Origin of the sequence: Pseudomonas japonica, from assembly GCF_900188455.1 — a bacterium.
Taxonomy (GTDB): domain Bacteria; phylum Pseudomonadota; class Gammaproteobacteria; order Pseudomonadales; family Pseudomonadaceae; genus Aquipseudomonas; species Aquipseudomonas japonica.
The window spans coordinates 343339-368184 of record NZ_FZOL01000001.1; the positions used below are offsets into that span (position 1 = coordinate 343339).

Sequence of the window (24846 nt, forward strand, 5' to 3'; positions counted from 1 at the left end):
ATGCTTTTCCTTACTGGGCGTTAAGGTGTCGTGCCGAGGACCATGACCTGTTGCAGTTGGCCGCAGGGGCCTGCTGCCAACTGCGCAACACCCGTGCGCGCGCCGTCGACCTGACGCGTACCGGCTTCGCCGCGCAGCTGCAGCACGATCTCGGCAATGCGCCCGATCCCGATGGTGGTGTGGGAACAACCCGAAAGTGCGCCCCCGGAAAGATTGACGGGTTGATGGCCGCCACGAGCACTCGCTCCCGATTCGAGCCATCTTCCGCCCTGGCCGGGATCACACAGCCCCAGGCCTTCGTATGCCATCAACTCCTGATAGGAGAACTCGTCGGTCACCTCGACCAGGTCAATCTGCTTGCGGGGGTTGTCTATCCCGGCCATGCGATACGCCTTGTTGGCTGCGATTGCGAGAACCTCGGACTCCGCGAGATCACGATCGCCCAGGAAGTACCCGTCGCAACAGTTGGCCAGGCCCTTGATCCACACCGGTTTGGAGGTCAGCTGGCGGGCGCGCTCCTCGCTCGCCAGGAGCATGACCGTTGCGCTGTCGCCGAACGTGCGTGTCTGCAATGCGGTGATGGGGTCCGCAAGCATCTTGGCGGTGAGCACATCAGAAATGTTGAAGTCGCCGGAGCGCAGAGCAAGGGGGTTATCCTTCGCATTGCGCAGGTTCTTGACCGAGACCGCGGCCTGTTGCTCCGCTGTGATGCCGTACTTGCCGCTGTATCGATTGGCTTGTAGTGCGGCGGCTTGTACGTTGTCCAACCCCAGCGGACGACAGAAAAATGGGTCGAAGGCTTTGTTCTCGATGGCATTACCCGCGCAACTGGCGGTGGAGTCCTGGCCTATCGCAATGACCAGTACGGTATCGAATTCGCCCGAGGCAATCTGCCAGAACGCTTCGAGCACGCCGAGTGCACCGTCCTGGTCAACTTTCTCGTCGGGGCGCAAGTGCGCGCCTGCCACGTCGACGATGAGCGATGCGGAGAATGGTCGTGCGATGCGCGAGTGTTCATGGCAAATGATGGTGGCGTCGATCCCGCCCTTTTCGTATGCGGGAAGGAAACGCAGTCCGGTTTGCTGAAGTACCGGGTTAATCGCCTTGTAGGCCAACTCCTCCGGAGAATACGCACGCTTCTCGTTGTAGTTGACTTGGGCCATCGCGACGATGGCAACGCGGTTGGACATGTTGATTCTCCGTTGCTTAGATGGGGATTAACTCAGACGCTGAAGGCAAGCTCTCCACCTATCCCAGACAGGTCACGGACAGGGTTGCAGGGGCCGTGGCTAGTTCACTCTGCGCTGTTGTCCCGACCAGTACTTGTCGCGCACTGTCCGGCGCAGCACGTTGCCGATCAGCCGCCAGGTAAAGCCGCTGTTTGACCATGTGCGCAATTCGATTGGTGAGCCGGTGAAGCTCCAGGTGCGTGTAGCGACGCCCTCGCTCGACATTGACCAGAGCCTCGCGCTGGGCAGAGCGCGACGCCGCGTCGAGCGACCACCTCGAGAAATCGACTTTCATATCCGCCTCTTTTCACGAATTCTTGTTTTTGTTGTTCCTGCTTGGCGCTCAGGCGCCGCGCCAGGCCGGCTCGCGCTTTTCGCCATAGGCGGCGAGCCCTTCCTGGAAGTCGTGGGAGCGCGTGTGGTTCAGGCACTCCAGCAGTTCATCGCGCAGCGCTACTTCCATGGACTGGTCTATCGACCTGTTGGCAACCGCCTTCATACGGCGCAACACCAGACTGCTCTTGGTTGCCATTCGCGTAGCCAGTGCCGCGACGACCGGGTTTAGATCCTCGTCTGCAACTACGTCGTTGAGGAGGCCCCAGGCCTGCATCTGCGTCGCGCTGAGCAGGTCGCCGCTGAAGAGAAGTTGCTTCGCCCGATTGAGGCCGATCTTGCGAGGCAGTACTGCGGCACCGCCTCCGCCGGGGAATACGCCAAAGTTCGCATGGCCATCGCCGATCTTCGCGCTCGCAGCGCCGATCAGGACGTCGCAACACATCGCAAGCTCCAGTCCCCCGGCAATCGTCAGGCCGTTCACCGCGCCAATGACCGGCTTGGGCATGTTTCGCAGCAAGGAGAGTGTTTCCAGAGTCAGGTCGGAAAAGTTCCGCTCGCCCGGGGTGGCATCCAGGCTGCCGAGCAGGGCTTTCAAGTCGGCGCCGGCACAAAAGGCCCGACCGGAACCGGTCAGCACAATCACTCGCTGAGATGCGTCCGTCTTGATCGCGGTAAGCACATCCGACAGTTCTTCCAGCATCCGCTGGTTTACTGCATTCAGCTCAGATGGACGATTGAGCGTAATCCACGCAACGGATTCCTTTCGCTCATAGATGATGGTCTCGTAGTTCATTGCGATCACGTTCCTGACAGTCTTCGCCAATGTGCGGATTCGATTTGCCGTCCGGGCCGCCGAGCTTCTTGCGGAGTGGAATCGCCGTTGCCCCGGGCCAAGGATCGACCTGATGTGATGTTGCTAGCGTCACTCACCAACTTCACCCCTCGTGGCGAGTGGCGCCCTTGCTAAAAGCTGAGTGGCTAGCCAAGGCCGGGCGCGGTGCGACGACCTCCCGTGGCGTTGATCCGGGTAGAGTCGCCGCCGTGATTGGGCGCGTATGGCGTGGTCGGTGAATCCGCAGCGGAGCTTCATCGAGCGTCTGTCTGGCGGGCCGGCAGAGCGTCGGAGGATCGGCACTCGCAATAACGGGCCCTTGCATCGCGGCAAATAGCGGTGTTTTGCGGTCCGAAACTGGATAGCTGCAGAGGGCGTTCTGCATGTCGCTGATGACGTCGAGCTAATCAAGGCGATCACGGGAGCGACAAAACGCCGGTTTGGGTGGGGGTTCCTGCCTGGCACGGACCGCATTCGCCTCATCGATGCGGCCGTGCACAACTGACAGGATTGATCGAGACGTACCTACCTCAGGCTGGCACATTCATGCCGTGCGGCCCCATGGAATCACTGTCGGGTGGTGGGCAGTCGCCACACTCAGTTGTCCAGAGCACGTAGTCGCCTGGCCTGGTCAAGGTAGAGCGCGTTGACCGAATCGGCGCTCTTCTCCGACAGCAGGCCAACGACATCACCATGGTCCCAACCCTGGAGAATCCCCATGTAGTTCCAGGTGCCGGATAGGGACGTACCGTCAAAGTCGCGCCAGGGCGCGCCCTCCGGCTCGCGCATGCTGCGCGAGTTCAGCAGACCGTCATTGGGCCAGTAGCTGCTGTCGATCACGGTTTTTCCGGGCTCGTTGGCGGTATAGGATCCGGCGATCAGCGAAAACGGCTGCAGGATCAGGTTGGTGGCCAGGATCGGATAGTGGTGCCCGGTCAACCATCCTGCCCATGTGGTCTGTGCAGAGTAGCTGTAGTAATAGACGTCGCCGTAAGTCTGGATCCTGGTGTTCCAGTCCTTGATACCTCCATCGGGAGCAAGTTCCCAGGTCGCGGTGTTGCGCGATTCACTGAAGATCGGCGACGTCCGCACGCGGTTGAAGTAGTCGGAGAAGCTCTCGCCTGGATTCCTCTGAATACCCCACTGCTGCAGCTTCAGGTCGTAAACCGGGTTCGGACTGCCTGCAATACCGGCTCCGGCGGCGGCGGCCTGCACGGCGCCATTGGCGAACTTGAACAGGAAGTCTGCCGACGGAATGGCTGCGACAGATACGCCTTGTTGACCGCCCGTCATGCTGGTAATGCTGGCCACCCAGTTCTTGCCGCCGGTGTAGGGGTTGGTTTGCGCCGATTCATCCAGCAGCCCTGGGTCGGCTGCCGTTTCCTCGGGCATACCCTCGCGCAGCATGTGGACCATGGCGCGGATTGTGGGCGGGCCAAGACTGTGGCCGACCAGATGGATCTTGCGGACCTTGCCGGTGGCGGGGTCAACGGTGCCCCACTGCGGGTAGAGCGCCAGTGGATCGTTGTGGGGGTTATTGGCCGGATTGGCGGCCCAGCACTTGCGCGGTCTTTGCTTGCCGTCCGGACCGGTGCCACCGTCGAGTGTGCGGATCAGTGTACGGCTGTCGGGCGTACCGTCGAGCTTCAGGAGGTGGGTACTGTGATGAGGGCCGTAGTCCACGCAACCTCCCTTGATCTGGTAGAACAGTTCGACAGCGCGGTCCTGGACCGAGGAAAATGGTCCCACAGCCGCGGTGAAGGTCATGTGACCATTGGTCTTGAGCACCTCCTGCAGGTCGCGCGAACCGCCGCTACCCAGTCCTCCCCCCCAGTACTTGAGCCCGAACATCTCGTCGCGCCCCCAGCCGGCAAAGCCGTGCACCAGGATGATGGGATAGTCATTGTTGACAGTCTGTGGGGGCAACGGCGGCAATTCAGGCCCGTTTTCCAGGGCAAAGCTCTGTGCGCTGCTGCCATCGCAGAGGTATTGCTGAAGCGTGGCCCCGTTCCAGCCATTCCAGGAATTCCCCCCTCTCGGCTCAATGCACATTTTGGAGTGCCTGGGCCGTAGCCGGTAGCCACTGTCGTAAGGCTCAATGCGGAACAGTTGATTGTCGCCAGCGTGAGCTTCCTGCTGTTGGATTTTCGCGCCGTTCTCGGTAGTGATGAACTGCTCGACGTGCAATGCCAGACGACTATTGACATTGGTCAGGCGGTAGTAGCCGTCGGTGATGTGGGTCAAGGTGAAGCGCTGGGCATTCGTACCGTTGCAGGTATATTGCTGGAGCTGTACGCCGGGGGTGGTGCTGGAACTGGGTACGTCCACGCATTTGCTGCTCTTGAGATTGCGCAGCGTGTACTCGCCGTCGGTCAGGTTGGCACTGGCTGATACCGGCTCCATTCTCCAGCGTTTATTGGAAGCGCCGCTGTTCAGATTCCAGATCTGCACCTTGGCTTCGGGGGCGGTAGATGCATCGGTAACGTCCCAGACCCTGTTGGTGTCCAGTGCCGTCTTGAAGAACACCGAGCCGTCGGCGTAGCCGTCGATCTTCCAGCGCTGGGCGTTGCTGCCGTTGCAGCTGTATTGCTGTACCTCGTTACCCTCGTGGGTCCAGCCCCCCTTCAAATCAACACATTTGCCGCTGTGCGTGGCACGCACCTCATACAGGCCGTTGCCGGTATAGGACACGTCGAATTGCTGATTGCTGCCGCCGTGACAGGTCCATTGCTGCAGTTGTACGTAGTTGGACGTGCTCGAGCCGGGCACGTCCAGGCAGAGGTTACTGTGAGCTGTGCGCAAGATATAGCGGCCTTCCGGGATGTTGGCGCTTTCGGCGCTGACCGGAATCAAGCGGTAAGTCTGGTTGGAGGCGCCGCTGCAGGTTTTTTGTTGCACCGGACCACCGTCGTCGGCGCTGAAGCCCGCGATATCCACGCACTTGCCGGAGTGGGCTGCCTTGAACAGATAGCCCACCCCATTTCTGAGTGCCAGGAATTTCTGGTTACCGTCGCCCTGATAGGGTCTGCTAACGATGGGCGCGCCATCGGCGGATGATTGGCTGCTCACATCCAGCGCATTGCCGGTTTCGGTGTTGATTATCCTGGTGTAGCCGCTGCCAGCAGATGAGATGTCGAACTGCTGCCGCGCTGCATCAGTGACGCAGGCGCGTTGTGTGACCTGATCGGTCCCTTGGGTTTCCAGGCAGAGGTCGCTGTGCAGCGCCTTGATGACATAACGGCCTTCCGACACCACTGCGGCATGCGCTGCAGCTATTGCGTATAACGTCGCTGGGACGATGAGAAAACCTGTCCATATGTTTCTCTTTATCATGGCAAAACACTTCCTTTCTATTTTTTATTATGGCGTCTGCTCAGCATGAGTCGTGGAGTTGTGACGCCCACGTTACCCTTTCAAACATCTTCAACTCGATAACGGGCGTCTGGAGACTGCTGGCTCGTGCCAAACCCAAGCACTGCTTATCCGGCACCCGCTTACGGGCTGGCCCCACATATCTGAAGTACCTCGCGGAACTCGATGCCGAGCGGGCATTTGCCAATGCCATCGTTCGTGGCGATCACGTGCCTGGCTACTTCTGCCAATGTGAGTTCTCGAATGGCCGTCCAGGCCAGCGGTCTCTTGGAGTGAAGTCACCGCCGTCCCTGGCTATAGCCCGCGTGATGGTGCTGATGAGGCTCACTGAGCGCACCCCTCATTACGAGTGGCGTCGATGCGAAAGATACGGCGGCCAACGTGGCCGATGTCAGCAACCTCATGCGCCGTCCAAGCACCGGGGAAATAGTTTGGAGCGACCCGCTGTTTGGTGCCTCCTATCTTCCAGATGGACCGGGGCTTGAGCGAATGGTGTCAATGCGCAAGGACGTTGAGCTCGCGGCCATCTCCCCGTCTTTAGGTCCAACGTGATAAGCGTTATCGGGATTCTCGAACAACAAGGCGAGCCGACATCGAGAGCTCGAAAGTTGGTGGCGCCTGAGATTGCCAATCGAAGCGCACCTTGCGGTTCTGCCGAAGAGGCGGGCGTGCTTGGCGTTGTTCTGCCGTTCGTTCACTTGCTCCACGTACTTGAGAAAAACCCATGGCCAACAGAGCCTGGGGGATGGGCAGTTGCTGGCGCCGAGTTTGTCGAGCGGGGCGTCGAGGGCGGCGAAGTACTGCTCAAGACCACTGGCAGGATCTCCAGGCGGTGATAACCCGCCGTGAGCGGCTGGAGCGCCAGTTGCTATGGGGTGGGCAGCGAGCCGAGGGGGCCTAAACCCGAGGTGAAGACCAGAGGGGGATGCGTTGCGTGCGTTTAGACATGGGTTCGTCCTCAGAAATGGAATTTCTTGGACTGACAGCTACCCATTTACCTCAAGGCCGTCTCGGAAGGCCCATGCTAGAGCGGTTCCGCGAGGAATATGGAGCGGGTGAAGGGAATCGAACCCTCGTTATCAGCTTGGGAAGCTGGAGTAATGCCATTATACGACACCCGCTTGCAGGGCCACTTTGTACCAGAACCGCGAAACGATTTGAAGCTTTTATCGAGAGAACCTGCGTGCGACCTGTAGCGCCAGGGCGGTGATCCTGTTACCCGCTCGGGGCGTCGATACCGCTGACCGGGCTACAGGCGCCCGTTTCCTTCAGATAGCCAGTGCATGCTGGCCCTGCACGTACTGGTAACGCGGACGTTGTTCACGTTGCGCCGGCTTCAGAAAACCCATCAGCGCGTCGCGGGTATCGCGGCAGGCGGACTTGTTTTCCATGTCGAGGAAGTGCCCGGCGCTGCGGATCTCGCTGAACTGCGAGTTGCGCACGTGCCGGCTGAACTGCCGCGCATCGGCGATGGTGGTGTATTCGTCCCACTCGCCATTGATGAACAGCACCGGAATGTCGATGACCCTGGCCGCGTTCAGCGCATTCTCCAGGTCGTGATCGAGCACCTGGTGGATGTGGAAGTGCATCTGCGCGTACTCGTGGTTGTCCAGGCTGCTGACGTGCCGGTAGTTGAAGCGCTTGAACAGCGGCGGCAGGTATTTGCCGATGGTGTCGTTGACCAGGTTGCCGACCTGGTAGCGATCGCATTCGCTGAGGTATTTCGAGCCGCGCTCAAGGTAGTCGCGCATCGGTTCGTTGATCACCGGCGAGAACGAGCTGACCACCGCACGCTCGATGCGCCGTGGCTTGTGGGCCAGGGCCATGAGGGTGCAGGCACCGCCCCAGGAGAACGACATGACCTGGTCGGCGGCGAAATGATCGATCAGTTCGAGGAGGATCTGCCCCTCGGTTTCCTTGGTCAGCAGACGCTCGTGCTGGTTGTGCGGCTTGGATTTGCCAGCGTACGGCTGATCGTAGAGGACCACGTTGAATTGCGGATGAAGATTGCGCACCGCCTGGGCGAACGACGCCGTGGTGGCGAGCGAGCCGTTGATCAGGATGATCGTCTTCTCGGCTTCCTGCGAACGGTAGAACTCCGTGTAAACCCGGTACTGCCCCTGTATATCCAGCACAGCAATTTCTGGCCTCATGTCATCGACTCCTGGCGCAAAAAGGGTATCCGTCCAAGCAAGCTTGCACGATCTATGTGACAGGTAGGCATACGCCTTGAAGTGAATCGAGGGGCCCTTGTCGATCCGTTGCAGCCTTGGTCGACGGGTGTTGTTCTTGGCGGGCGATTTCGCCGGACGCCCGCGCTTCGAGGCTCGGGTCACCGGCGAAAAGGTGTCTTGGACTACGAGAGTGACTGTAGAGTCACATGAAGACCGACGATTCGATTCAAGCAGCCGATCGCCGATGCTGCAAGTGCCATTCGGGCAATTGGCGAAATTTTTCTGTCGACAGGCCCTGGCGACTCAGATCGGCTGGATTTCGTCCGCGCGCAGTGCCCGGTACTGCCCCGGGGCGAGCTGCGGGTCAAGGCGCAGCGGCCCCATGCTTTCCCGATGCAGGCGCACGACCTTGTTGTCGTAGTGGCCGAACATGCGCTTGACCTGGTGATAGCGCCCCTCGACGATGCTCAGCCGCGCGCTGTGGCTGCCGAGCGGCGTCAGCTCGGCGGGCTGGGTGGTGAGGTCTTCGAAGGCGAAATAGAACCCCTCGCGAAAGCGCGCGACGTAAGCGGCCTCGATCGGCTGTTCGGTCTCGACGTAGTAGACCTTGGGCAGTTTGGTCTGCGGCTGGGTCAGGCGCCGCGACCACTGGCCGTCGTTGGTCAGGATCAGCAGGCCGGTGGTGTTGAAGTCGAGGCGGCCGGCGATGTGCAGCTCGTCCTTGTCCGGCTCGTCGATCAGGTCGAGCACTGTCGGGTGCTGCGGGTCGCGGGTGGCGCTGACGCAGCCGGCCGGCTTGTGCAGCATGAAGTAGCGCGCTGGACGCCCGGCCTGGAGCAACTGGTCGTCGACCTCGACGCGGCTGAAGGCACGCACCTCGTGCCGCGGGTCGTTGATCGTCACGCCATCCACCCGCACGCGGCGTTCCACCAGCAGCAGGCGCACTTGCTGGCGATTGAAGCAGGGCAGGTTGGCGAGGAAACGATCGAGACGCATGACGGCAACGGGGTGATGGAAAGGGCGCGCAGTTTAGCGCTTCGCGGGGGCGTCGGCAGCCTTCAGTCGTTCGTCGACCCGTGCGCACGACGGACACAGGCAGGCGGCATTGCGCAGTGCGTCGGGCAGCGCCGCGAGCACCGCCGGGTCGATGCTCACGCTGTAGCACCAGCAGGCGCGATCCGCGGTGCGCGGATCGGCGAGGGTGCACTGGTTGCTGGCGCCACAGGCGGGGCAGCGACTGGGATCAGGCATGGGCATGGCTCGGCTCGCGGCAGACACGGTTGCGCCCGCTCTGCTTGGCTCGGTACAGCGCCCGGTCGGCGCGGGCGATCAAGGGTTGCAGGGTATCGCCGGGGGCGAGCTCGCTCAAGCCGATGCTGGCGGTCAGGGCAATGCGCTTGCCCTCGAAGGTGTACGCGTGCTCTTCGGTGCGCTGGCGGATCTTTTCCGCGATGCTCAGGCCGTGGGCGGCATCGGTGTCCTTGAGCAGCACGATGAATTCCTCGCCGCCCCAGCGACAGAGAATGTCCGCCTGGCGCAGGCTGTTTTCGAGTACACGGGCGAACTGGCGCAGCACTTCGTCGCCGGCGAGGTGGCCGTGGGTGTCGTTGAGTTCCTTGAAGTGATCGAGGTCGATCAGCAGCGCGGTCAGCGGCGCGGGCGCGCGTTCCGCCTCGATCAGTGCCTGGGCGGCGAGCAGGTCGAAGGCGCCGCGGTTGTGCAGGCGGGTCAGGCTGTCGAGGGTCGCCAGTTCCTGGATCCCGTCCTGGTGACGGCGGATCATGGCGTTGATCAGCGCCAGCACCACCGCCGAGATGATCGCGCAGATCGCCAGGTTCAGGTACAGCGAGTGGCGCAGCTCGTCGAGGCTGTCGCCAGCCGGCTTCTCGACGAACAGGTACAGGTCCAGTTCGGGAATGAAGCGCACGTTGAGAAAGTGGCTCTGGCCGTCGCGCGGGTACTCGCGGCTGCCGGTGCTCGGGGTGGGCATGCGCGCCAGCAGTCCGGCCATCGACGGCACCTGTTCCAGCAGGGTGCCGGCGCGTGCGCCGTCGGGGCCGCCGGAGGCGCCGGTCAGGACGATGCGGCCGCGCGGATCGACGAAGTACACCGAGCGCTGATAACGCAACTGATAGGTGTCGATCAGCTTGACCACCGAATCCACCGTCAGGCCGACACCGGCGGCGCCGATGAAGTGCTCGTCGTAGTCGAACACCCGGTAGTTGATGAACACGGTCAGGCGGTCCTGGTTGGCCATGTCCAGGTCGACGTTGATCTCGTAGGGCTCCTGCATCTGTCGGACCCGCGCGTACCAGCGGTCGCGCTCGCTGTTCAGGTCGATCTGCTTGAGGATGCCCTTGGCGTGGTAGTAGGTGTGGCTGTTCTCCGAGACGAAGAACGCGGTGTAGGCCCGCTGCTGACGCGCCACTTCGCCCAGATAGCGGGTGATCTGCGCCGGGTCGCGTTCGCCGGCGATGGCCCAGTCACGCAGGAAGGTGTTCTGCGCCAGCATCGCCGACACGGTGATGGGGCGGATCAGGTCCTTCTGGATTTCCGAGTAGACCGTGTCCGAGGTCAGTGGCAACTCGGTATTGACGATGCTGTCGCGGATCGAGCCGAGCGAGGCGTAGTAGCTGATCAGCGTGGTCGAAAGGAAACCGCAGCCGAGGAGAACCAGCAATGTCAGCAGCAAGGAGCGTTGCGAAAACAGGGCGGAGCGAAGGGGCATGGCAATCCCGGGGGCGGCGGACCAATGGCTCTTATTCTAGAGGCGGCGGGAAAAAATAACTGGATGATTTTTGCGGGCATAATCCATGTTACAAAATATTGCCAAATCGCACCGCACGCGCTTTTCACTGTCTGATTCCATGTCGATGAACGCTTGCCGATCGACGCCGTCCAGCGCCGCTGGAAACGGCAGTTCCGCGGTCCGGGAGGCCGCCATGTATCGCCGACTTGCTCTGCTTGCCGTATTGGGTTCGTTGATCACCGCCTGTGTGCCGTATGGAGGCTCCAGCTACTATCGCACCGATGTCTATTCCGCCGACCGTTACGCCTATCCCGGTTACTACGACCGTTCGTACAACCGCGGTTATTACGTGGTGCCGCAGCCACGGCGCTACTACGCACCGGCACCGCGCTACTACCCGCCGGCGCCCTCGTATCACCGGCCTTACCCGGTACCGGATCAGCGCTACTACGATGGCCGTGGCCGGCATGACGGCCCGGGTCGCCCCGGCAACCGCGGCTGGGACCGCGGTCGTGATCGCGGCAACCGCGACGACTGGCGTGGTCACCAGCGCCAGTGGGGCGACCGCGATGGTCGGGAGCGGGGCCGCGATCGCTATCACTGATCTCTTCTCACCGCCTGGGGCTGCTTTGCAGCCCTTCGCGAGCTCGCTCCCACAAGGTTTTGCACGGCCCCTGTTGTTTGATCAGAGCAGATCCGCCAGCGGATGCCGGCCTTCCCAGGCCTTGCCGAAATGCGCCTGCACCACCGCCGCCGGCACCTGGGCGACATCCGGCCAGTGCCAGCGCGGGGCGTTGTCCTTGTCCAGCAGGCGGGCGCGCACGCCTTCGCTGAATTCCGGGTGACGACAGCAGTTCAGGCTCATCGCGTACTCCATCTGCAATACCTGCCCGAGTGACAGGTAGCGCGCCCGCGCCAGTTGTTCCCAGACCAGGTGCGCGGTCAGCGGACAACCCTTGAGCAGATTGCGCGCGGCACTCGCCAGCACGGTGTCCTCCTGCTGCGCCAGAGGCGCGATGGCGCGCCAGGCGCAGGCCGGATCGCTGACGTCGAGCAGCCGGTCGATGCGTTCCCTTCGTGGCAGCCATTGCGCCGCCGGCAACGCGTCGCGGGCTTCCTGTTCCAGGGCCTTGAGCAGACTGCCAAGCTGCATGGCGGTCTGTTCCTGCCAGTTCAACTGCAGCAGGCCGTCGATCAGTTCGTCCTGCGCCTCTTCCTGCATGAAGCGATCCGCCAGGCCCAGGTCGAGGGCGTCGCGGGCATTGATCGGCGCGCCGGTCAGGCCGAGAAACAGACCGAGGCGCCCGGGCAGGCGCGAGAGAAACCAGCCGCCGCCGACGTCCGGGTACAGGCCGATGCTGATTTCCGGCATCGCCAGGCGGCTCGACGGCGTGACGATGCGCACCCCGGCGCCCTGCAGCAGGCCCATGCCGCCGCCGAGCACATGCCCGTGGCCCCAGCACAGCAGCGGTTTGGGATAGTGATGCAACAGGTGATCGAGCCGGTATTCGGCCGCGAAGAAGGTCGCCGCCAGCGGCGGCACCTCGCCGGGATGCGCGCGGCAGGCCTCGACTAGGCTGCGCACCTCGCCACCGGCGCAGAAGGCCTTGGCGCCATTGCCGCGCAGCAGCACGCAGACGATCGCCGGGTCCTGCGCCCAGGCGCGCAGGTGGCTGCTCAACTGCTCGATCATCGGCAGCGACAGCGCGTTCAGGCTTGCTGGCGCATCCAGGGTGGCGATGGCCAGGCGCGCGCCATCGACACCGGTGAGTACTTCGAACTGCACGGACATGGACAACCTCGCGATCAAGACCCGACAAGTATGGTCGCTGCGCAGGATCGTGCCGGTCGCCGGTCGGATCGATTGACAAGCGCGGACAGCTTTCCTAGTGTCCGCCCCATTGTTCAACGGATGCCCCCATGACCGACGACGACCGTATCAAGCTCGAACCCAGCTGGAAGGAAGCGCTGCGCGCTGAATTCGACCAGCCCTACATGCACGAACTGCGCGAATTCCTGCGCCAGGAAAAGGCCGCCGGCAAGGAGATCTACCCGCCCGGCCCGCTGATCTTCAATGCCCTGAATTCCACGCCGCTGGACCAGGTCAAGGTAGTGATCCTCGGCCAGGACCCGTACCACGGCCCGGGCCAGGCCCATGGCCTGTGCTTCTCGGTGCAGCCCGGGGTGCCGACGCCGCCGTCGCTGGTCAACATCTACAAGGAACTGCAGCGCGACCTCAACATCGAGATCCCGCGCCACGGCTACCTGCAGTCCTGGGCCGAGCAGGGCGTGCTGCTGCTCAACACCACCATGACGGTCGAGCGCGCCAACGCCGCGTCCCACGCCAACCGCGGCTGGCAGCACTTCACCGACCGGATCATCCAGGTGGTCAGCGAGCAGCAGCCCAACACCGTGTTCCTGCTCTGGGGCGCGCATGCCCAGAGCAAGCGCAAGCTGATCGATGCCACCCGGCACCTGGTGCTGACCTCGGTGCATCCGTCGCCGCTCTCGGCCTACCGCGGCTTCCTCGGTTGCGGGCATTTCAGTCGCACCAACACCTTCCTCGTGCAGCACGGCCTGAGCCCGATCGACTGGCGCATTCCCCCCCTGTAAAACACGCGGTACCTGATATTTTTGTCAGTTTCGCAATCGTCGCCTTGAGCATTAAATGATCCGAGTGTCTTTGCCCATGTGCCCCCGAGCCGGTGTTCCGGGGGGCGCAGGGCCACTTGGAGAGTTCGCTCATGGTGGGAAAAACCTGTTGTGCAAGTTGTGCCGCGGCAACCAGTCTGCTGAAGGCCCCTATCGTTCCCGATGCGCTGCCGCCGCTGCCGGGTGAAACCACCTGGCTGGTGCCGGTCGAGTTCCAGGGCGAGGCGCTGGTCGTCGAGGTAACCGAAGCCTGGGGCGGTTATGAAGAGACCTTCGCCCGTTGGCTCGATATGGAGCTCTACTGGGGCGAGCAACGGGTCGACGTTATCAGGCTGGAGAAACCCTACGATGCCGTAGCGGATTTCCCGCTGCATTTTTCGGTGCCGACCGATCAGTTCAACCTGCCAGGCACGACGGCCCTGTGGTACAGGGCGTTCGGCGAGGACGGCAACTTCGCGCTCTCGGAAGAGGTGCTGGTCGAGATCGACCACCGCGCGCCCAATGGCAACAACCCGGGCGCTAAACTGATCTTCCCGGACGATGTGGTGAACAAAGGCCTGACCGCAAAGTGGCTGTCAGAGAATGGCAACCACTTGCCGGTGGAAGTGCCGCGCTGGACCGACATGAAGGTCGGCGACATCGTGCATTTCTACTGGGGCACGCTCATCGATGCCGCGGCGGTGGACACGCTGGTGATCACGCCGGAGCACCTGCAACCGGGCACGCCCATCGAGTTCGCCTATTCGGCGGACATCCTGCATCTCAAGGGTAACGGCACCCAGCACGGTTACTACGTCCTCAGCGATCGTTCGGGGAATCGCAACGACCCGTCCATCCCGGTGCCGATCGATGTGATCGACCTGCCGGCGATCCCCGACGACTTCCCGGCGCCGGTGGTGCCCGCGGCGACACTCGACAACCTCGTCGACCTGGAAGACGTGCGCGCCGGTGTCGTGGTGGAAATCGGCCAGATCAGCGATACCCAGGCCGGCGACACGCTGCAGGCCTGGTGGAACGGCCGACCGCTGCCGCTGGTGACCCTGGGCGATCCACCCGGCTGGCCGGAGCGCATTCCGGTCAGTTGGGACATTCTCTCGGCCGACGGCTTCGCCGCACCGGTGCCCTGTGAAGTGCTCTATCGCTGGCAGCGCGGCAGCGCTCCAGGCGTCGACTCGCCCGTCACCCGTTTCACCGTCGACCTGACGGTGGCGGGGCCCGACCCGATCGGTCCGGATCCGATCAACCCGACGCTGGACCTGGCGGTGGTCAAGGGCCTCACGGGTGACAACGTCCTGGTCGGTGTCGACCATGGCCAGGACGCGCGGGTGGTGGTCGATCTCTACGCCAACCCGGTAGCCGGGGAACGGCTCGAACTGTACTGGGGCGATCATCCGCAGGTGGCGGCGAGCTACCGTGTGCAGCCCGGCGACCAGCCGCGCCAGGAGATCGAATTCAGCGTGCCCTGGGAAATCATCGAGGCGGTGGGCAACAGCGCGGCGCTGCCGGTCTGGTACTGGGTTTCCAACGGCGTCAACGGACAGCGCTCGGGGGACACCCTGGTACGGGTGTCGGTGCGCCCGGTGGAGGGGTTGCAGCCGGTGTCGTTTCCCGATTCCTCGATCTTCGGCTGGATCGCCTGTGAGGATGAGCCCTGGAACGGCATTCGCGTGATGATTCCAGGCAACCCTGAAGTCCTGGAAGCGAACGATGTCATCGAGATGAGTTGGGAATTGTCCCGCGGCACCACCGGCGAGCAGCCGATTACCGAAGTGGTGTGGTTCCCCCCCAGGACGTTGACGGCCGAGGACGCGCGGGACGGGTTCGAGGTGCTGATGGAGCGCTTCACCGACCTGGTGTTGCCCCTCCAGCTCGAAGACGGTTCGGCCAACGTCGCTTATCGCCTGAGCAAAGTCGACGGCACGCCAGGTTTTCCCCCGAATAAAGTCATCAAGATATCCCTGGTGCGACCCGGCAATGACAAACCCTGCGATGGAACTTCCTGACGGAGCGGAAGGGGCTACCTGATATTTTTGTCAGGTGCGGACTTTGCAAATTTGGAATTTACTGAACGGCAGGAAAGTTTCATTTGGAACGCCACTTCGTGGCACTTGAAGAAGGACCAATAGCATGAAATCGAAACAGCTCGACCCTCTCTTGATCATCAATGCACTGCCCGATAACGGTGACGGACAGGAAAATACCCTGGCGCGTCTCGAACTGCCCAAGGGCGTGAAAGTGCTGGTGCGGCCCTGGGATGAGATGGTCACTCCGCGGTATGAGTTATCGTTCAGAATCGATGATGATGACTATGGTTATGAGATCGAGGTTCCCGCCGATTTCGAACCGCTGGAACTCAGCATTCCACTGGTTGACCACATGTTCGCGCATGGACGCCACACGCTCGGTTGGAGATCAATGGACCTGGACACTGGGAATATCGCGGTGGGCGAACCGACCAACTTCTACGTCGATATCATCGATCCCAATGTCTATCAGCAACCCGATCAGCTCCTGCTCCCCGCGGATCTGCCCGACGGTGACATCACCCAGGACTACCTGGAGCAACATGGCGGCGTGACCTTCACCCTGCCGGCGTTCCTCGATCCGAAGCCGGGAGATTCCTTTCGCTTCTTCATCGACGATGAACTGATTCTGGATCGGCCGGCAGTGGCGCCGTACAGCTTTCTTGTCGATAAAACGGTGTTTGCCGGGCTGCAGGGCGGTGAACTCGTCCTGACCTATTCCATCAGCGATCGTGCTGGTAACCGCACGATCAATGCCGTGCCGAAACGGGTCGACTATCACACGTCCTGACTTTCATCGGAACAGCGTGTCGATCTTGAGTCCTGCCCGGCTACGGGGGTGTGAAAGTTGTCGAAACTCATCGGAAGTACCTCGGTCGTTCGGAAAGTATCGTTTCGATGCTTGTGCAAGGAGCGATCTGACGAAGTGAGTTATGGCGAGTTCCTGTTCGGGGGCAATGGCCTGACGGGATAACAACAGGCATTCATTGAAGTGCTGGTCGTGCGGTTTCCCTGAATGTTTTCGGGGTAGGGAGTCTTGACGGAAAGTTACCGGGCCCGGTTCTTCCGCGGCGGCCTTTCGCGAGAAAGGTCAACAGTGAACGTTTCAACAAGGAGTCTCGATCATGAACGATATCGAGAAACTGTCTTCGGACATTAAAAAACTACGGGCAACCCAGGCCAAGCAAGCCGGTGCAGAGCAGACCCGCGCGGCCAGAAACAAGCGCCTGGCGCCGAAAGTGGGTATCGCGAGCGGAGTTCTCGAACAGCTCGATCCGGCGGAGATTGTGAATGCGCTGCCGGATAATGGCGATGGTCAACACAATACGTTGCAGCGTGCCGATCTGGTTACCGGTGTGGTTGTTCGCGTCAGTGCCTGGGATGGTATGCGGGGAGAAGATTATGATTTGACCTTCGCGGTCGATAATGATCCCTACGGTTATCTGGTCACAGTCCCGACCGGTTTCACTCCGCCTATCGAGGTGACACTGGCGCTTGGAGATCATCAGTTCGAGCACGGTGTTCACACCGTAATATGGAGTGCCTTTTACCACGGCGACGCGAATTCCTCGGAAAGTATCCCCGCGCCTTTCTTCATCGATATCATCGATCCCAACGTACAGCAACAGCCCGAGCCGGTATTACTTCCAACGGGGCTACCCAACGATGAAATTACACAGGAGTACCTGGAACAGCATGGTGGTGTGATTTTCACTCTGCCGCCTTTCCTCGATCCGAGACCGGGAGATACGTTTCAGTTCTTCATCAATGACACATTGATTTTGGACCAGGCAGCAGTGGCACCGTATTCCTTTGTTGTCTACAAGCCGACGTTCGATGGGCTGGAGCAAGGTGAATTGGTTCTGACTTATTCCATCAGCGATCGTGCAGGTAACCGCACTATCAATGCGCTTCCAAAGCGAGTGTATTATCGAAAGTTCGTGCCTTGATGGGCGAGGCGTGTGTAGCTGATGTTTCTGTCTGGTGCGACTTTTCTTGAGTAGTTTATTTGCTGAATAAAGATGCTTCGACGGGGAAAATCAAGCAGTAACTTTTCGAAGCTTCTGCAGGGAGCGATCTGATGATGGTTATTGACAGGAAGTCATCGTTTCAGGGTACGTTGACCAAGCGGGAAGCAAGTCGAAACTTTTTGGTCTCGAGATCTCCCTGTCATGGCTATTGGGGTATGCAATTTAAATAGGAGTGCCAGATACGGTACTTCCGAGGCGGCCTTTTGCAAGAAAGGTCAACAGTGAACGCTTCAACAAGGAGTCTCGATCATGAACGATATCGAGAAACTGTCTTCGGACATGAAAAAACTACGGGTGATCCAGGCCAAGCAAGCTGGCGCAGAGCGGACTCGCGCGGCCAGAAACAAGCGCCTGGCGCCGAAAGTGGGTATTGCGGGTGGCGTTCTCGACGAACTCGATCCGGCTGAGATCGCGAATGCGCTGCCGGATAATAGCGATAATCAGCAAAATACGCTGCGGCGTGTCGATCTGGCCACCGGTGTGGTTGCCCGCGTCAGTGCCTGGGATAGTATGCGGGGAGAGGATTACAGTCTGAGCTTCGCGGTCGATGATGACCCTTTCGGTTATCTGGTAAGAGTGCCGTCCGGTTTCACACCGCCTATCGAGGTGACACTCGCGCTCGGAGACCATCAGTTCGAACACGGTATTCACACCGTAACATGGATGGCCTATTACCACGGCGACGCGAATTCCTCGGAAAGTATCCCCGCGCCTTTCTTCGTCGATATCATCGATCCCAACTCCGATCAGCAACCGGATGCGATCCAGCTGCCCGCCGACCTGCCCAATGGCAAGGATATTACCCAGGAATACCTGGATGAGCATGGGGGTGTAATTTTCACCATCCCACCGTTTTCCGCGCACAGGGAGGGTGACACCTTCACCTTCTATATCAATTCTGAGGTGGTAGTGGCGGACGAGCCCGCCCTGCCCCCGTTCGGGTTCACGATTAGCAAGGCCTTTTTCGATACCCTGCAGCCAGGCGAGCTCGAGCTGACCTATACCCTCAGCGATCGCGCGGGCAATCGCACGACCGAGTCGCTGGAGGAAACGGCCCGTTACCACAAAGCGCCGGCCCCGGTCCTCAACCCGCCCGATATTCCCGAAGCACCGACGATCACCCTGGACGATGCCCGTGATGGGGTGGCGGTGTTCCACAACTACACCGAGCCCATGGATGGCGATTTCTTCACCGTGCACTGGCAGGGGCGGGCGCAGGATTCCCACTGGTTTCCGGATACCTTCGACGACGTGCCATTCGACGAGATCGCCATGCACGGCGACGTGTACACCGCCACCGTGTATTACGAAGTGAACCGTGGGGGTGCGGTGTTCGAATCGGGCGAGATCACCGTCGACGTCGACCTGCAGTCCACCGGACCGGTCAACCCGGAAGAGCCGGATATCGTCAACCCGATGCTCGAGCTGCTGGAATTGACCAGTTTCTCGGGGCAAACCAACGCGATCGTTACCGCGGACAAAACCCAGGACGCCACGATCGTCGTACCGATGTTCACTCCGGCCAATGTCGGGGACATGATCCAGGTGTATTACGGGAGCCTCGACAATCCCGTGGGGGCAGCGGTTGCGATTGCTCAAGGAGATATCGACGCGGGCGAGGTAACGGTAACGCTGCTCTGGGCACTGATCAATACCGTCGGCAACGGTACTATCCAGGCGTTCTATCGCATCTATCCCACCGGCAAACCGGAAAACGCCCAACAGTCGCCGAATACCGATATCGTCGTGACGGTGAACAATCTGGAAGATCTGCCGGTGTGCGAATTCCCTGATCGGGACTTGGAGGTCGACGTCATCAACTGCAACAACGAGCCATGGAAGAACGGGGTCAACGTTCTACTGACCTATCCCTTCCTTGAAGACGATGTGATCTCCCTGGACTTCGTTCTGGACTCGACTTATCCCCCCCTGGGCAGTCCTGTTCCGACCACTCCCGTCGAGGACAGCCGCCGTGAGTTCCGCCACCGGGTGAGCATCGAGGAGCAGGATGCCGGCGCCGCTATCGTCAACGTGCCGTGGGGTGACCACCTCCTGTCCGTGGAAACGGGCGCGATCGTGGTCGGATGGAGTCTCGAGCGGGGTGACGTGAGCGGGACCTCCGCGCTGCACTACGTTCGCTACAGCCGGCAGAAACCAGGCCCGGGCAACCCTCTCTGCCCTTGATCGCTGCACCTGTACAGGCCCGGAACTTTGTTGTCGGGCTTGTCTGAAATGAAACGCGTCGTACTGGATAGACGATTTTTCGTATGTGCCTTGTTGAAAATCCCTACAGACGTTTCTGTAGGATAATTACTAGTCTACGTTCCCGAAAAATGGATGTCGCTCGGAGCAGGTTTTTCTCAATTGTTTGATGGACCCTTCGAATAATCAACGTAGGTATTAATTGTATGGCTACTCAAGTTTGTATGTCCGGGCGACGCGCTCTTCGTGTTGCACCACTGTTTCTATTGATTCCATTGTTGCTGCACGTTCGGCTGGCCAATGCGGAAACCGTCGATGGTGTTGTTCTGGATATCGACTCGAGTACGCTAGCGACCACATATAATGTGGACAACGGCGGCACTTTGAACGCTACGGGGGCAAATACTTTCGATATTTTCGCGGATGCTAATTCCACCATCAACCTAAATGGTGGTTCGGTTACGGATAAGCAGTTCACGGGAGGTGGGGCCATTACTTTGGCGGGTTCTACCCTGAACATGACGGGTACCCAGGTTACCAGTGCTAACAGGCTAGGAATCGCGATTGGTGTTGATGCCACAACCGGGGAAGGTTCCTTGGCCCTGGTCACGGACAGCGTCATTACCGGTGCTATCGCCGGTGCGCACGTCAGCGGGGCCAGTACCCTGGAACTGACTGACAGCACGCTGACCGCCACCAACGCTGACGGTATCGGTCTGATGACCAATTCCGGCGTTATACGCGCGCAAGGGGGCAGCATTACCGGTGGGGGCGAGGGCATTTCCATTCGCCAGGACGACCTTGACACGACCCGCGTCGGCACCCTGGTCCTCAACGGCACCCAGGTCACCGGCCAGGCCGGCTCGGCCATCGAACTGATCCGTGGCGCCACCGCCAACATCGACCTCCTCAACGGCACCACCCTCACCGGCGGCAACGGCACCATCATCGACGTGCTCGAGGGTTCCATCGCCACCGTCCAGGTCGGGCAAAGCAACCTCAGCGGCAATATCAACGTCGATGCCACCAGCACCGGCACCTTCGACTTCGACAGCGGCAGCCTGACCGGCGACCTGATCGTCGCCGAGGGCGGCACCGCGAACGTTGGCTTGGCCAACAATTCGCAGTTCACCGGGCGCATGCAGAACGTCCAGGCCGCCACTATCGACAGCACTTCGCAGTGGATGATGACCGGCGACAGCAGCGTCGGCAGCCTGACCCTGAATGGCGGCCGGGTGACCATGGGCGATACCGACGCCTTCTACACCCTCAACCTCGAATCGCTGTCCGGCAACGGCACCTTCGTCATGGGTTCGAACTTTGCCAGCAATGCCACCGACTTCCTCAACGTCACCGGCGCCGCGAATGGCAGCTATGACCTGCTGATCAGCGCCAGCGGCACCGATCCGGCCGCGGGCAACCCGCTGCACGTGGTGCACACCGGTGGCGGCGACGCGGCGTTCAGCCTGGTGGGTGGTCAGGTCGACCTCGGTACCTATTCCTACAAGCTCAAGCAGGAAGGCACCGACTGGTACCTCGATCCGGAAAGCCGCGAAATCAGCCCCGCCACCAAGACCATCATGGCCCTGTACGGCGTGGCGCCGACCGTGTTCTACGGCGAGCTGACCACCCTGCGCACGCGCATGGGTGAACTGCGCTACAGCGAAGGCCGCTCCAGCGGGCTCTGGGTGCGCGCCCACGGCAGCCAGCACAATGTCGCCGATGCCTCTTCCGGGGTCGGCTACACGCAGAACCAGCAGGGCATGTCCTTCGGTGCCGACGCGCCGCTGCCCTACGGCGACGGTCAATGGCTGATCGGCGCCCTGGCCGGCTACAGCAAATCGGACCTGAACCTGGCCCACGGTACCTCCGGCACCATCGACAGCTACTACCTGGGCGGCTATGCCACCTGGCTGGATGCGGCGAGCGGCTACTACGTCGATACCGTGATCAAGTACAACCGCTACCAGAACCACGCCAAGGTCGGTCTGAGCGACGGCGAGCGGACCAAGGGCGACTACGACAACCACGGTATCGGTGGTTCGGTGGAAGTGGGCCGGCATATCAAGCTGAACGACGGTTTCTTCGTCGAGCCTTACGCGCAGATCGCCGGCACCGTGATCCAGTCCAAGGACTACCGCTTCGACAACGGCATGGAAGCCGATGGCGACGCCACCCGCTCGCTGCTGGGCAAGGTCGGTGCCACCGTGGGCAAGACCTACGACCTGGGTCAGGGCCGTATCGTCCAGCCGTACCTGAAGGCCGCCGTGGCCCACGAGTTCGTCAAGAACAACGAGGTCAAGGTCAACGACAACAGCTTCAACAACGACCTGTCCGGTTCGCGTGGCGAGCTGGGCGCCGGGGTGGCGCTGTCGCTGTCGAAGGACTTCCAGGTGCATGCCGACTTCGAGTACAGCAATGGCAAGAATATCGAGATGCCTTACAGCATGAACGTCGGGCTGCGGTATTTCTGGTAAGGCTGACTCGCTTGGGATGACCCCCTCGTAGGAGCGTGGCTTGCCCGCGAAAGGACCGCGCCAGCGGTCCCAGGTGTCGGGCGCCGATCGGGACCGCTGGCGCGGTCCTTTCGCGGGCAAGCCACGCTCCTACGAGTCATCCGCGATACGAGTCATCCGTGATACGAGTCATCCGCGGTACGAGATATCCACGATACGGGCCATCCACAAGCCATCAAAGAGCGGAAGGACGATTCACCTCGCCGTGCCAATGCCGAAACAACGGCTCGGCCAGAAACAGCACGAACAACAACCGCATCATCTGCAACGCCGTCACCAGCGGCACCGACAGCTGCAGCGTCTCCGCGGTCAAACTCATCTCGGCGATGCCGCCGGGCATCATGCCCAGGGTCAGCGAGCGCAGGTCCAGGTTGGTCGCCGCGCTCAATGCCAGGGCGGCAATGGCGGCGATCAGCATGGTCAGCACGGTGGCCGCCAGGGTCCTGGCCAGGAACGACGGCGCGCGTCGGAAGAACGCGCGGTTGAAGTGACAACCCAGACCGCTGCCGATCAACCACTGGCCGATCTGGCTGGCGCCATCCGGCAGGCCCAGGTGCAGGTTCCAGCCGATACTGGCCACCCCCGCCACCAGCAACGGTCCGAACAGCCACGGATTGGGCTGCTTCAGACGCTGCCAGATCCACGCCACCAGCGCGCCGAGGGGAAACACCACGGCCAGCCAGGCCCAATCCACGCTGCCCGGATGCACCAGCGGCACGCCATCGCCGAGCAGGTACTTGAATGCCGCCGGCACGCACAGCACCACCACCAGCACCCGCAGGCTCTGCCCGGCCGCGACGCGGCTGAGGTTGGCGCCGTTGCGCGCGCCAAGGTTGACCATCTCCCCGGAACCGCCCGGCATGCTGGAGAAGAACGCCGTGGCGCGGTCCTCGCCGGTGCGTCGCAGCAGCCAGACCCCGACCACGCTGGACAGGCTGGTGATCAGCGCACCGAAGAAGATCAGGCCGAAGTGACTGGCGACCTGCTCGGCCACCTGCGGGGTGAAGTGCAGGCCGATGCCGATGCCGACGATCCACTGCCCGCACTTGCGCCCGTTGGGGATTTCGGCGAGCTGCCACGGGGTCAGGCAGCGCACCAGGATGATCGCCAGCAGCGACCCGACCATGAACGGCAACGGCCAGCCGATGGCGCTGGCCGCGAACCCGCCGGCCAGGCCGACCAGCGGGGTTGCCCACCATTGCCTGAACGATGCCTCAGACATTGGCCAGGGCGCGGCGCTGCTGGACGCGCCGACGCCAGATGCGCAGCAGCGGCAGGGTCAGCATCAGCGCGGTCAGGACCCACACACCCAGGCTGATCGGGCTCGACCAGAGGATCTGCAGCTCACCGTTGGAGATCGACAGCGCGCGACGCAGGTTCTGTTCCATCAGGCCGCCGAGGATGAAGCCCAGCAGGATCGGCGACAGCGGGAAGTCGAGCTTGCGCAGGATGTAGCCCATGATGCCGATGCCGACCATGAGGAACAGGTCGAAGGTGGTGGCGTGCACCGCGTAGACGCCGATCGCGGTGATGATCGCGATCACCGGCACCAGCGCCCAGTTCGGCACGGCGAGGATGCGGGTGAAGAGGCGGATCATCGGGATGTTGAGGATCACCAGCATGATGTTGGCGATGAACAGCGAGGCGATCAGGCCCCAGACGATGTCCGGTTGCTGTTCGAACAGCAGCGGGCCGGGGGTGATGTTGTACAGGGTCAGCGCGCCGATCATCACCGCGGTGGTGCCGGAGCCGGGGACGCCGAGGGTCAGCATCGGCACCAGGGCGCCGCAGCAGGAGGCACCGATGGCGGTTTCCGGCGCGGCCAGGCCGCGGGCGTCGCCCTTGCCGAACTTGCCCTTGGCACCGGCGATGCGTTTCTCGGTCATGTAGGCCACGGCACTGGCCAGGGTCGCGCCGGCGCCGGGCAGCACGCCCATGACGAAACCGAGCAGACCGCAGCGCAGGTTGACGAGGAATACCGAGGCCGCTTCCTTGAAGTTGAACAGCATGCGCCCGGTGGCTTTCACCGCCTCGTGGCCGTGGTGGGTCTTCTCCAGCAGCAGGAGGATCTCGCTGATGGAGAACAGGCCCAGGACCAGCACGACGAACTGGATGCCGTCGGCCAGGTGCACGCTGTCACCGGTGAAGCGGTACACGCCGCTGTTGGCGTCGATGCCGACACTGGAGAGGAACAGGCCGATCAGCGCGGCGATGAAGGTCTTCAACGGCTTGTCGCCGGCCATGCCGCCGAGGGCGACGATGGCGAACACCATCAGCACGAAGTACTCCGCCGGTCCGAAGGCGATCGCCCATTTCGCCAGGAGCGGCGCGAACAGGACCATGCCGCAGGTGGCGATGAAGGCGCCGATGAACGAACTCCACGCCGACAGCGACAGCGCCACCCCGGCCAGGCCCTGGCGGGCCATGGGGTAGCCGTCGAGGGTGGTCATCACGGTGGAGGCTTCGCCGGGGATGTTGAGCAGGATCGAGCTGATCCGCCCGCCGTACTCGCAGCCCAGGTAGACCGCGGCCAGCAGGATCAGCGCCGACTCCGGTGGCAGGCCGAGGGCGAAGGCGATGGGGATGAGCAGGGCCACGCCGTTGATCGGGCCCAGGCCCGGAAGCAGGCCGACCACGGTGCCGATCAGGGTGCCGGCGAGGGCGGTGACCAGGTTGTACGGGCTGAGGGCCACGCCGAAGCCCTGGCCCAGATAACTCAAGGTATCCATG

The 24846-nt window shown here is 61.8% G+C and carries 18 protein-coding genes and 1 tRNA gene; 7 read left to right on the top strand and 12 right to left on the bottom strand.

What is annotated here, in order from left to right; translation table 11 throughout:
• Window positions 1-20 precede the first annotated feature (20 nt).
• From CHB99_RS01475 to CHB99_RS01515, 9 genes are all read right to left on the bottom strand, one after another.
• Complete coding sequence (locus CHB99_RS01475; protein WP_212555900.1) at window positions 21-1190, bottom strand: thiolase family protein; 1170 nt, start codon at window positions 1188-1190, stop codon at window positions 21-23.
• A gap of 58 nt (window positions 1191-1248) precedes the next feature.
• Window positions 1249-1524 (bottom strand): hypothetical protein, encoded by a 276-nt coding sequence (locus CHB99_RS01480; RefSeq protein ID WP_042122608.1) that lies wholly within the window; start codon window positions 1522-1524, stop codon window positions 1249-1251.
• Window positions 1525-1572: 48 nt separating this feature from the next.
• Window positions 1573-2358: an enoyl-CoA hydratase/isomerase family protein gene (locus tag CHB99_RS01485; RefSeq protein WP_042122609.1), complete on the bottom strand. Its 786-nt coding sequence runs from the start codon at window positions 2356-2358 to the stop codon at window positions 1573-1575.
• Between the two features lie 636 nt (window positions 2359-2994).
• Entirely contained in the window at window positions 2995-5730 is a 2736-nt protein-coding gene (locus tag CHB99_RS01490; RefSeq protein ID WP_084702610.1) for a lipase-like domain-containing protein, read from the bottom strand.
• Window positions 5731-6816: 1086 nt separating this feature from the next.
• A tRNA-Gly gene (locus tag CHB99_RS01495) sits at window positions 6817-6890 on the bottom strand.
• Between the two features lie 147 nt (window positions 6891-7037).
• Window positions 7038-7922, bottom strand: a complete 885-nt coding sequence (locus CHB99_RS01500) for an alpha/beta fold hydrolase (protein ID WP_042122611.1) — start codon at window positions 7920-7922, stop codon at window positions 7038-7040.
• A 324-nt stretch (window positions 7923-8246) separates the two neighbouring features.
• The gene (locus CHB99_RS01505) at window positions 8247-8939 is read right to left on the bottom strand and encodes a pseudouridine synthase (protein WP_042122613.1); all 693 of its coding nucleotides are present in this window, start codon (window positions 8937-8939) and stop codon (window positions 8247-8249) included.
• Between the two features lie 33 nt (window positions 8940-8972).
• Window positions 8973-9194: a cysteine-rich CWC family protein gene (locus tag CHB99_RS01510; protein WP_042122700.1), complete on the bottom strand. Its 222-nt coding sequence runs from the start codon at window positions 9192-9194 to the stop codon at window positions 8973-8975.
• A complete protein-coding gene (locus CHB99_RS01515) occupies window positions 9187-10671 on the bottom strand; it encodes a sensor domain-containing diguanylate cyclase (protein ID WP_042122615.1) in 1485 nt (494 codons plus the stop codon). Before CHB99_RS01515 ends, CHB99_RS01510 begins: the two co-directional genes overlap by 8 nt.
• A gap of 214 nt (window positions 10672-10885) precedes the next feature.
• On the opposite strand from CHB99_RS01515, the gene CHB99_RS01520 reads away from it, so the two are divergent.
• A complete protein-coding gene (locus CHB99_RS01520) occupies window positions 10886-11296 on the top strand; it encodes a hypothetical protein (RefSeq protein WP_042122617.1) in 411 nt (136 codons plus the stop codon).
• A gap of 81 nt (window positions 11297-11377) precedes the next feature.
• Here the strand turns inward: CHB99_RS01520 and CHB99_RS01525 are convergent, their stop codons facing one another.
• Window positions 11378-12484, bottom strand: coding sequence for an enoyl-CoA hydratase/isomerase family protein (locus CHB99_RS01525; RefSeq protein WP_042122618.1), 1107 nt, complete (start codon window positions 12482-12484; stop codon window positions 11378-11380).
• 128 nt (window positions 12485-12612) lie between these two features.
• Here CHB99_RS01525 and ung point away from each other — a divergent pair, with 128 nt between their 5' ends.
• From ung to CHB99_RS01560, 6 genes are all read left to right on the top strand, one after another.
• The gene (gene ung, locus CHB99_RS01530) at window positions 12613-13305 is read left to right on the top strand and encodes a uracil-DNA glycosylase (RefSeq protein WP_042122619.1); all 693 of its coding nucleotides are present in this window, start codon (window positions 12613-12615) and stop codon (window positions 13303-13305) included.
• 131 nt (window positions 13306-13436) lie between these two features.
• Window positions 13437-15347 carry a hypothetical protein gene (locus tag CHB99_RS01535; RefSeq protein WP_042122621.1) on the top strand — a complete coding sequence of 637 codons (1911 nt, stop codon included), beginning with the start codon at window positions 13437-13439 and terminating at the stop codon, window positions 15345-15347.
• A 124-nt stretch (window positions 15348-15471) separates the two neighbouring features.
• Window positions 15472-16158 (top strand): hypothetical protein, encoded by a 687-nt coding sequence (locus CHB99_RS01540; protein ID WP_042122623.1) that lies wholly within the window; start codon window positions 15472-15474, stop codon window positions 16156-16158.
• Window positions 16159-16492: 334 nt separating this feature from the next.
• The gene (locus CHB99_RS01545) at window positions 16493-17317 is read left to right on the top strand and encodes a hypothetical protein (RefSeq protein WP_042122625.1); all 825 of its coding nucleotides are present in this window, start codon (window positions 16493-16495) and stop codon (window positions 17315-17317) included.
• A gap of 330 nt (window positions 17318-17647) precedes the next feature.
• Window positions 17648-19582: a hypothetical protein gene (locus CHB99_RS01555; RefSeq protein ID WP_141137231.1), complete on the top strand. Its 1935-nt coding sequence runs from the start codon at window positions 17648-17650 to the stop codon at window positions 19580-19582.
• A 614-nt stretch (window positions 19583-20196) separates the two neighbouring features.
• On the top strand, window positions 20197-22077 hold the full coding sequence (locus CHB99_RS01560; RefSeq protein ID WP_245655586.1) for an autotransporter outer membrane beta-barrel domain-containing protein: 1881 nt from the start codon (window positions 20197-20199) through the stop codon (window positions 22075-22077).
• 214 nt (window positions 22078-22291) lie between these two features.
• On the opposite strand, the gene CHB99_RS01565 is transcribed toward CHB99_RS01560, so the two are convergent.
• Window positions 22292-23338, bottom strand: a complete 1047-nt coding sequence (locus CHB99_RS01565; RefSeq protein ID WP_042122634.1) for an AbrB family transcriptional regulator — start codon at window positions 23336-23338, stop codon at window positions 22292-22294.
• A complete protein-coding gene (locus CHB99_RS01570; RefSeq protein WP_042122636.1) occupies window positions 23331-24845 on the bottom strand; it encodes a tripartite tricarboxylate transporter permease in 1515 nt (504 codons plus the stop codon). Before CHB99_RS01570 ends, CHB99_RS01565 begins: the two co-directional genes overlap by 8 nt.
• Window position 24846: the final 1 nt, after the last annotated feature.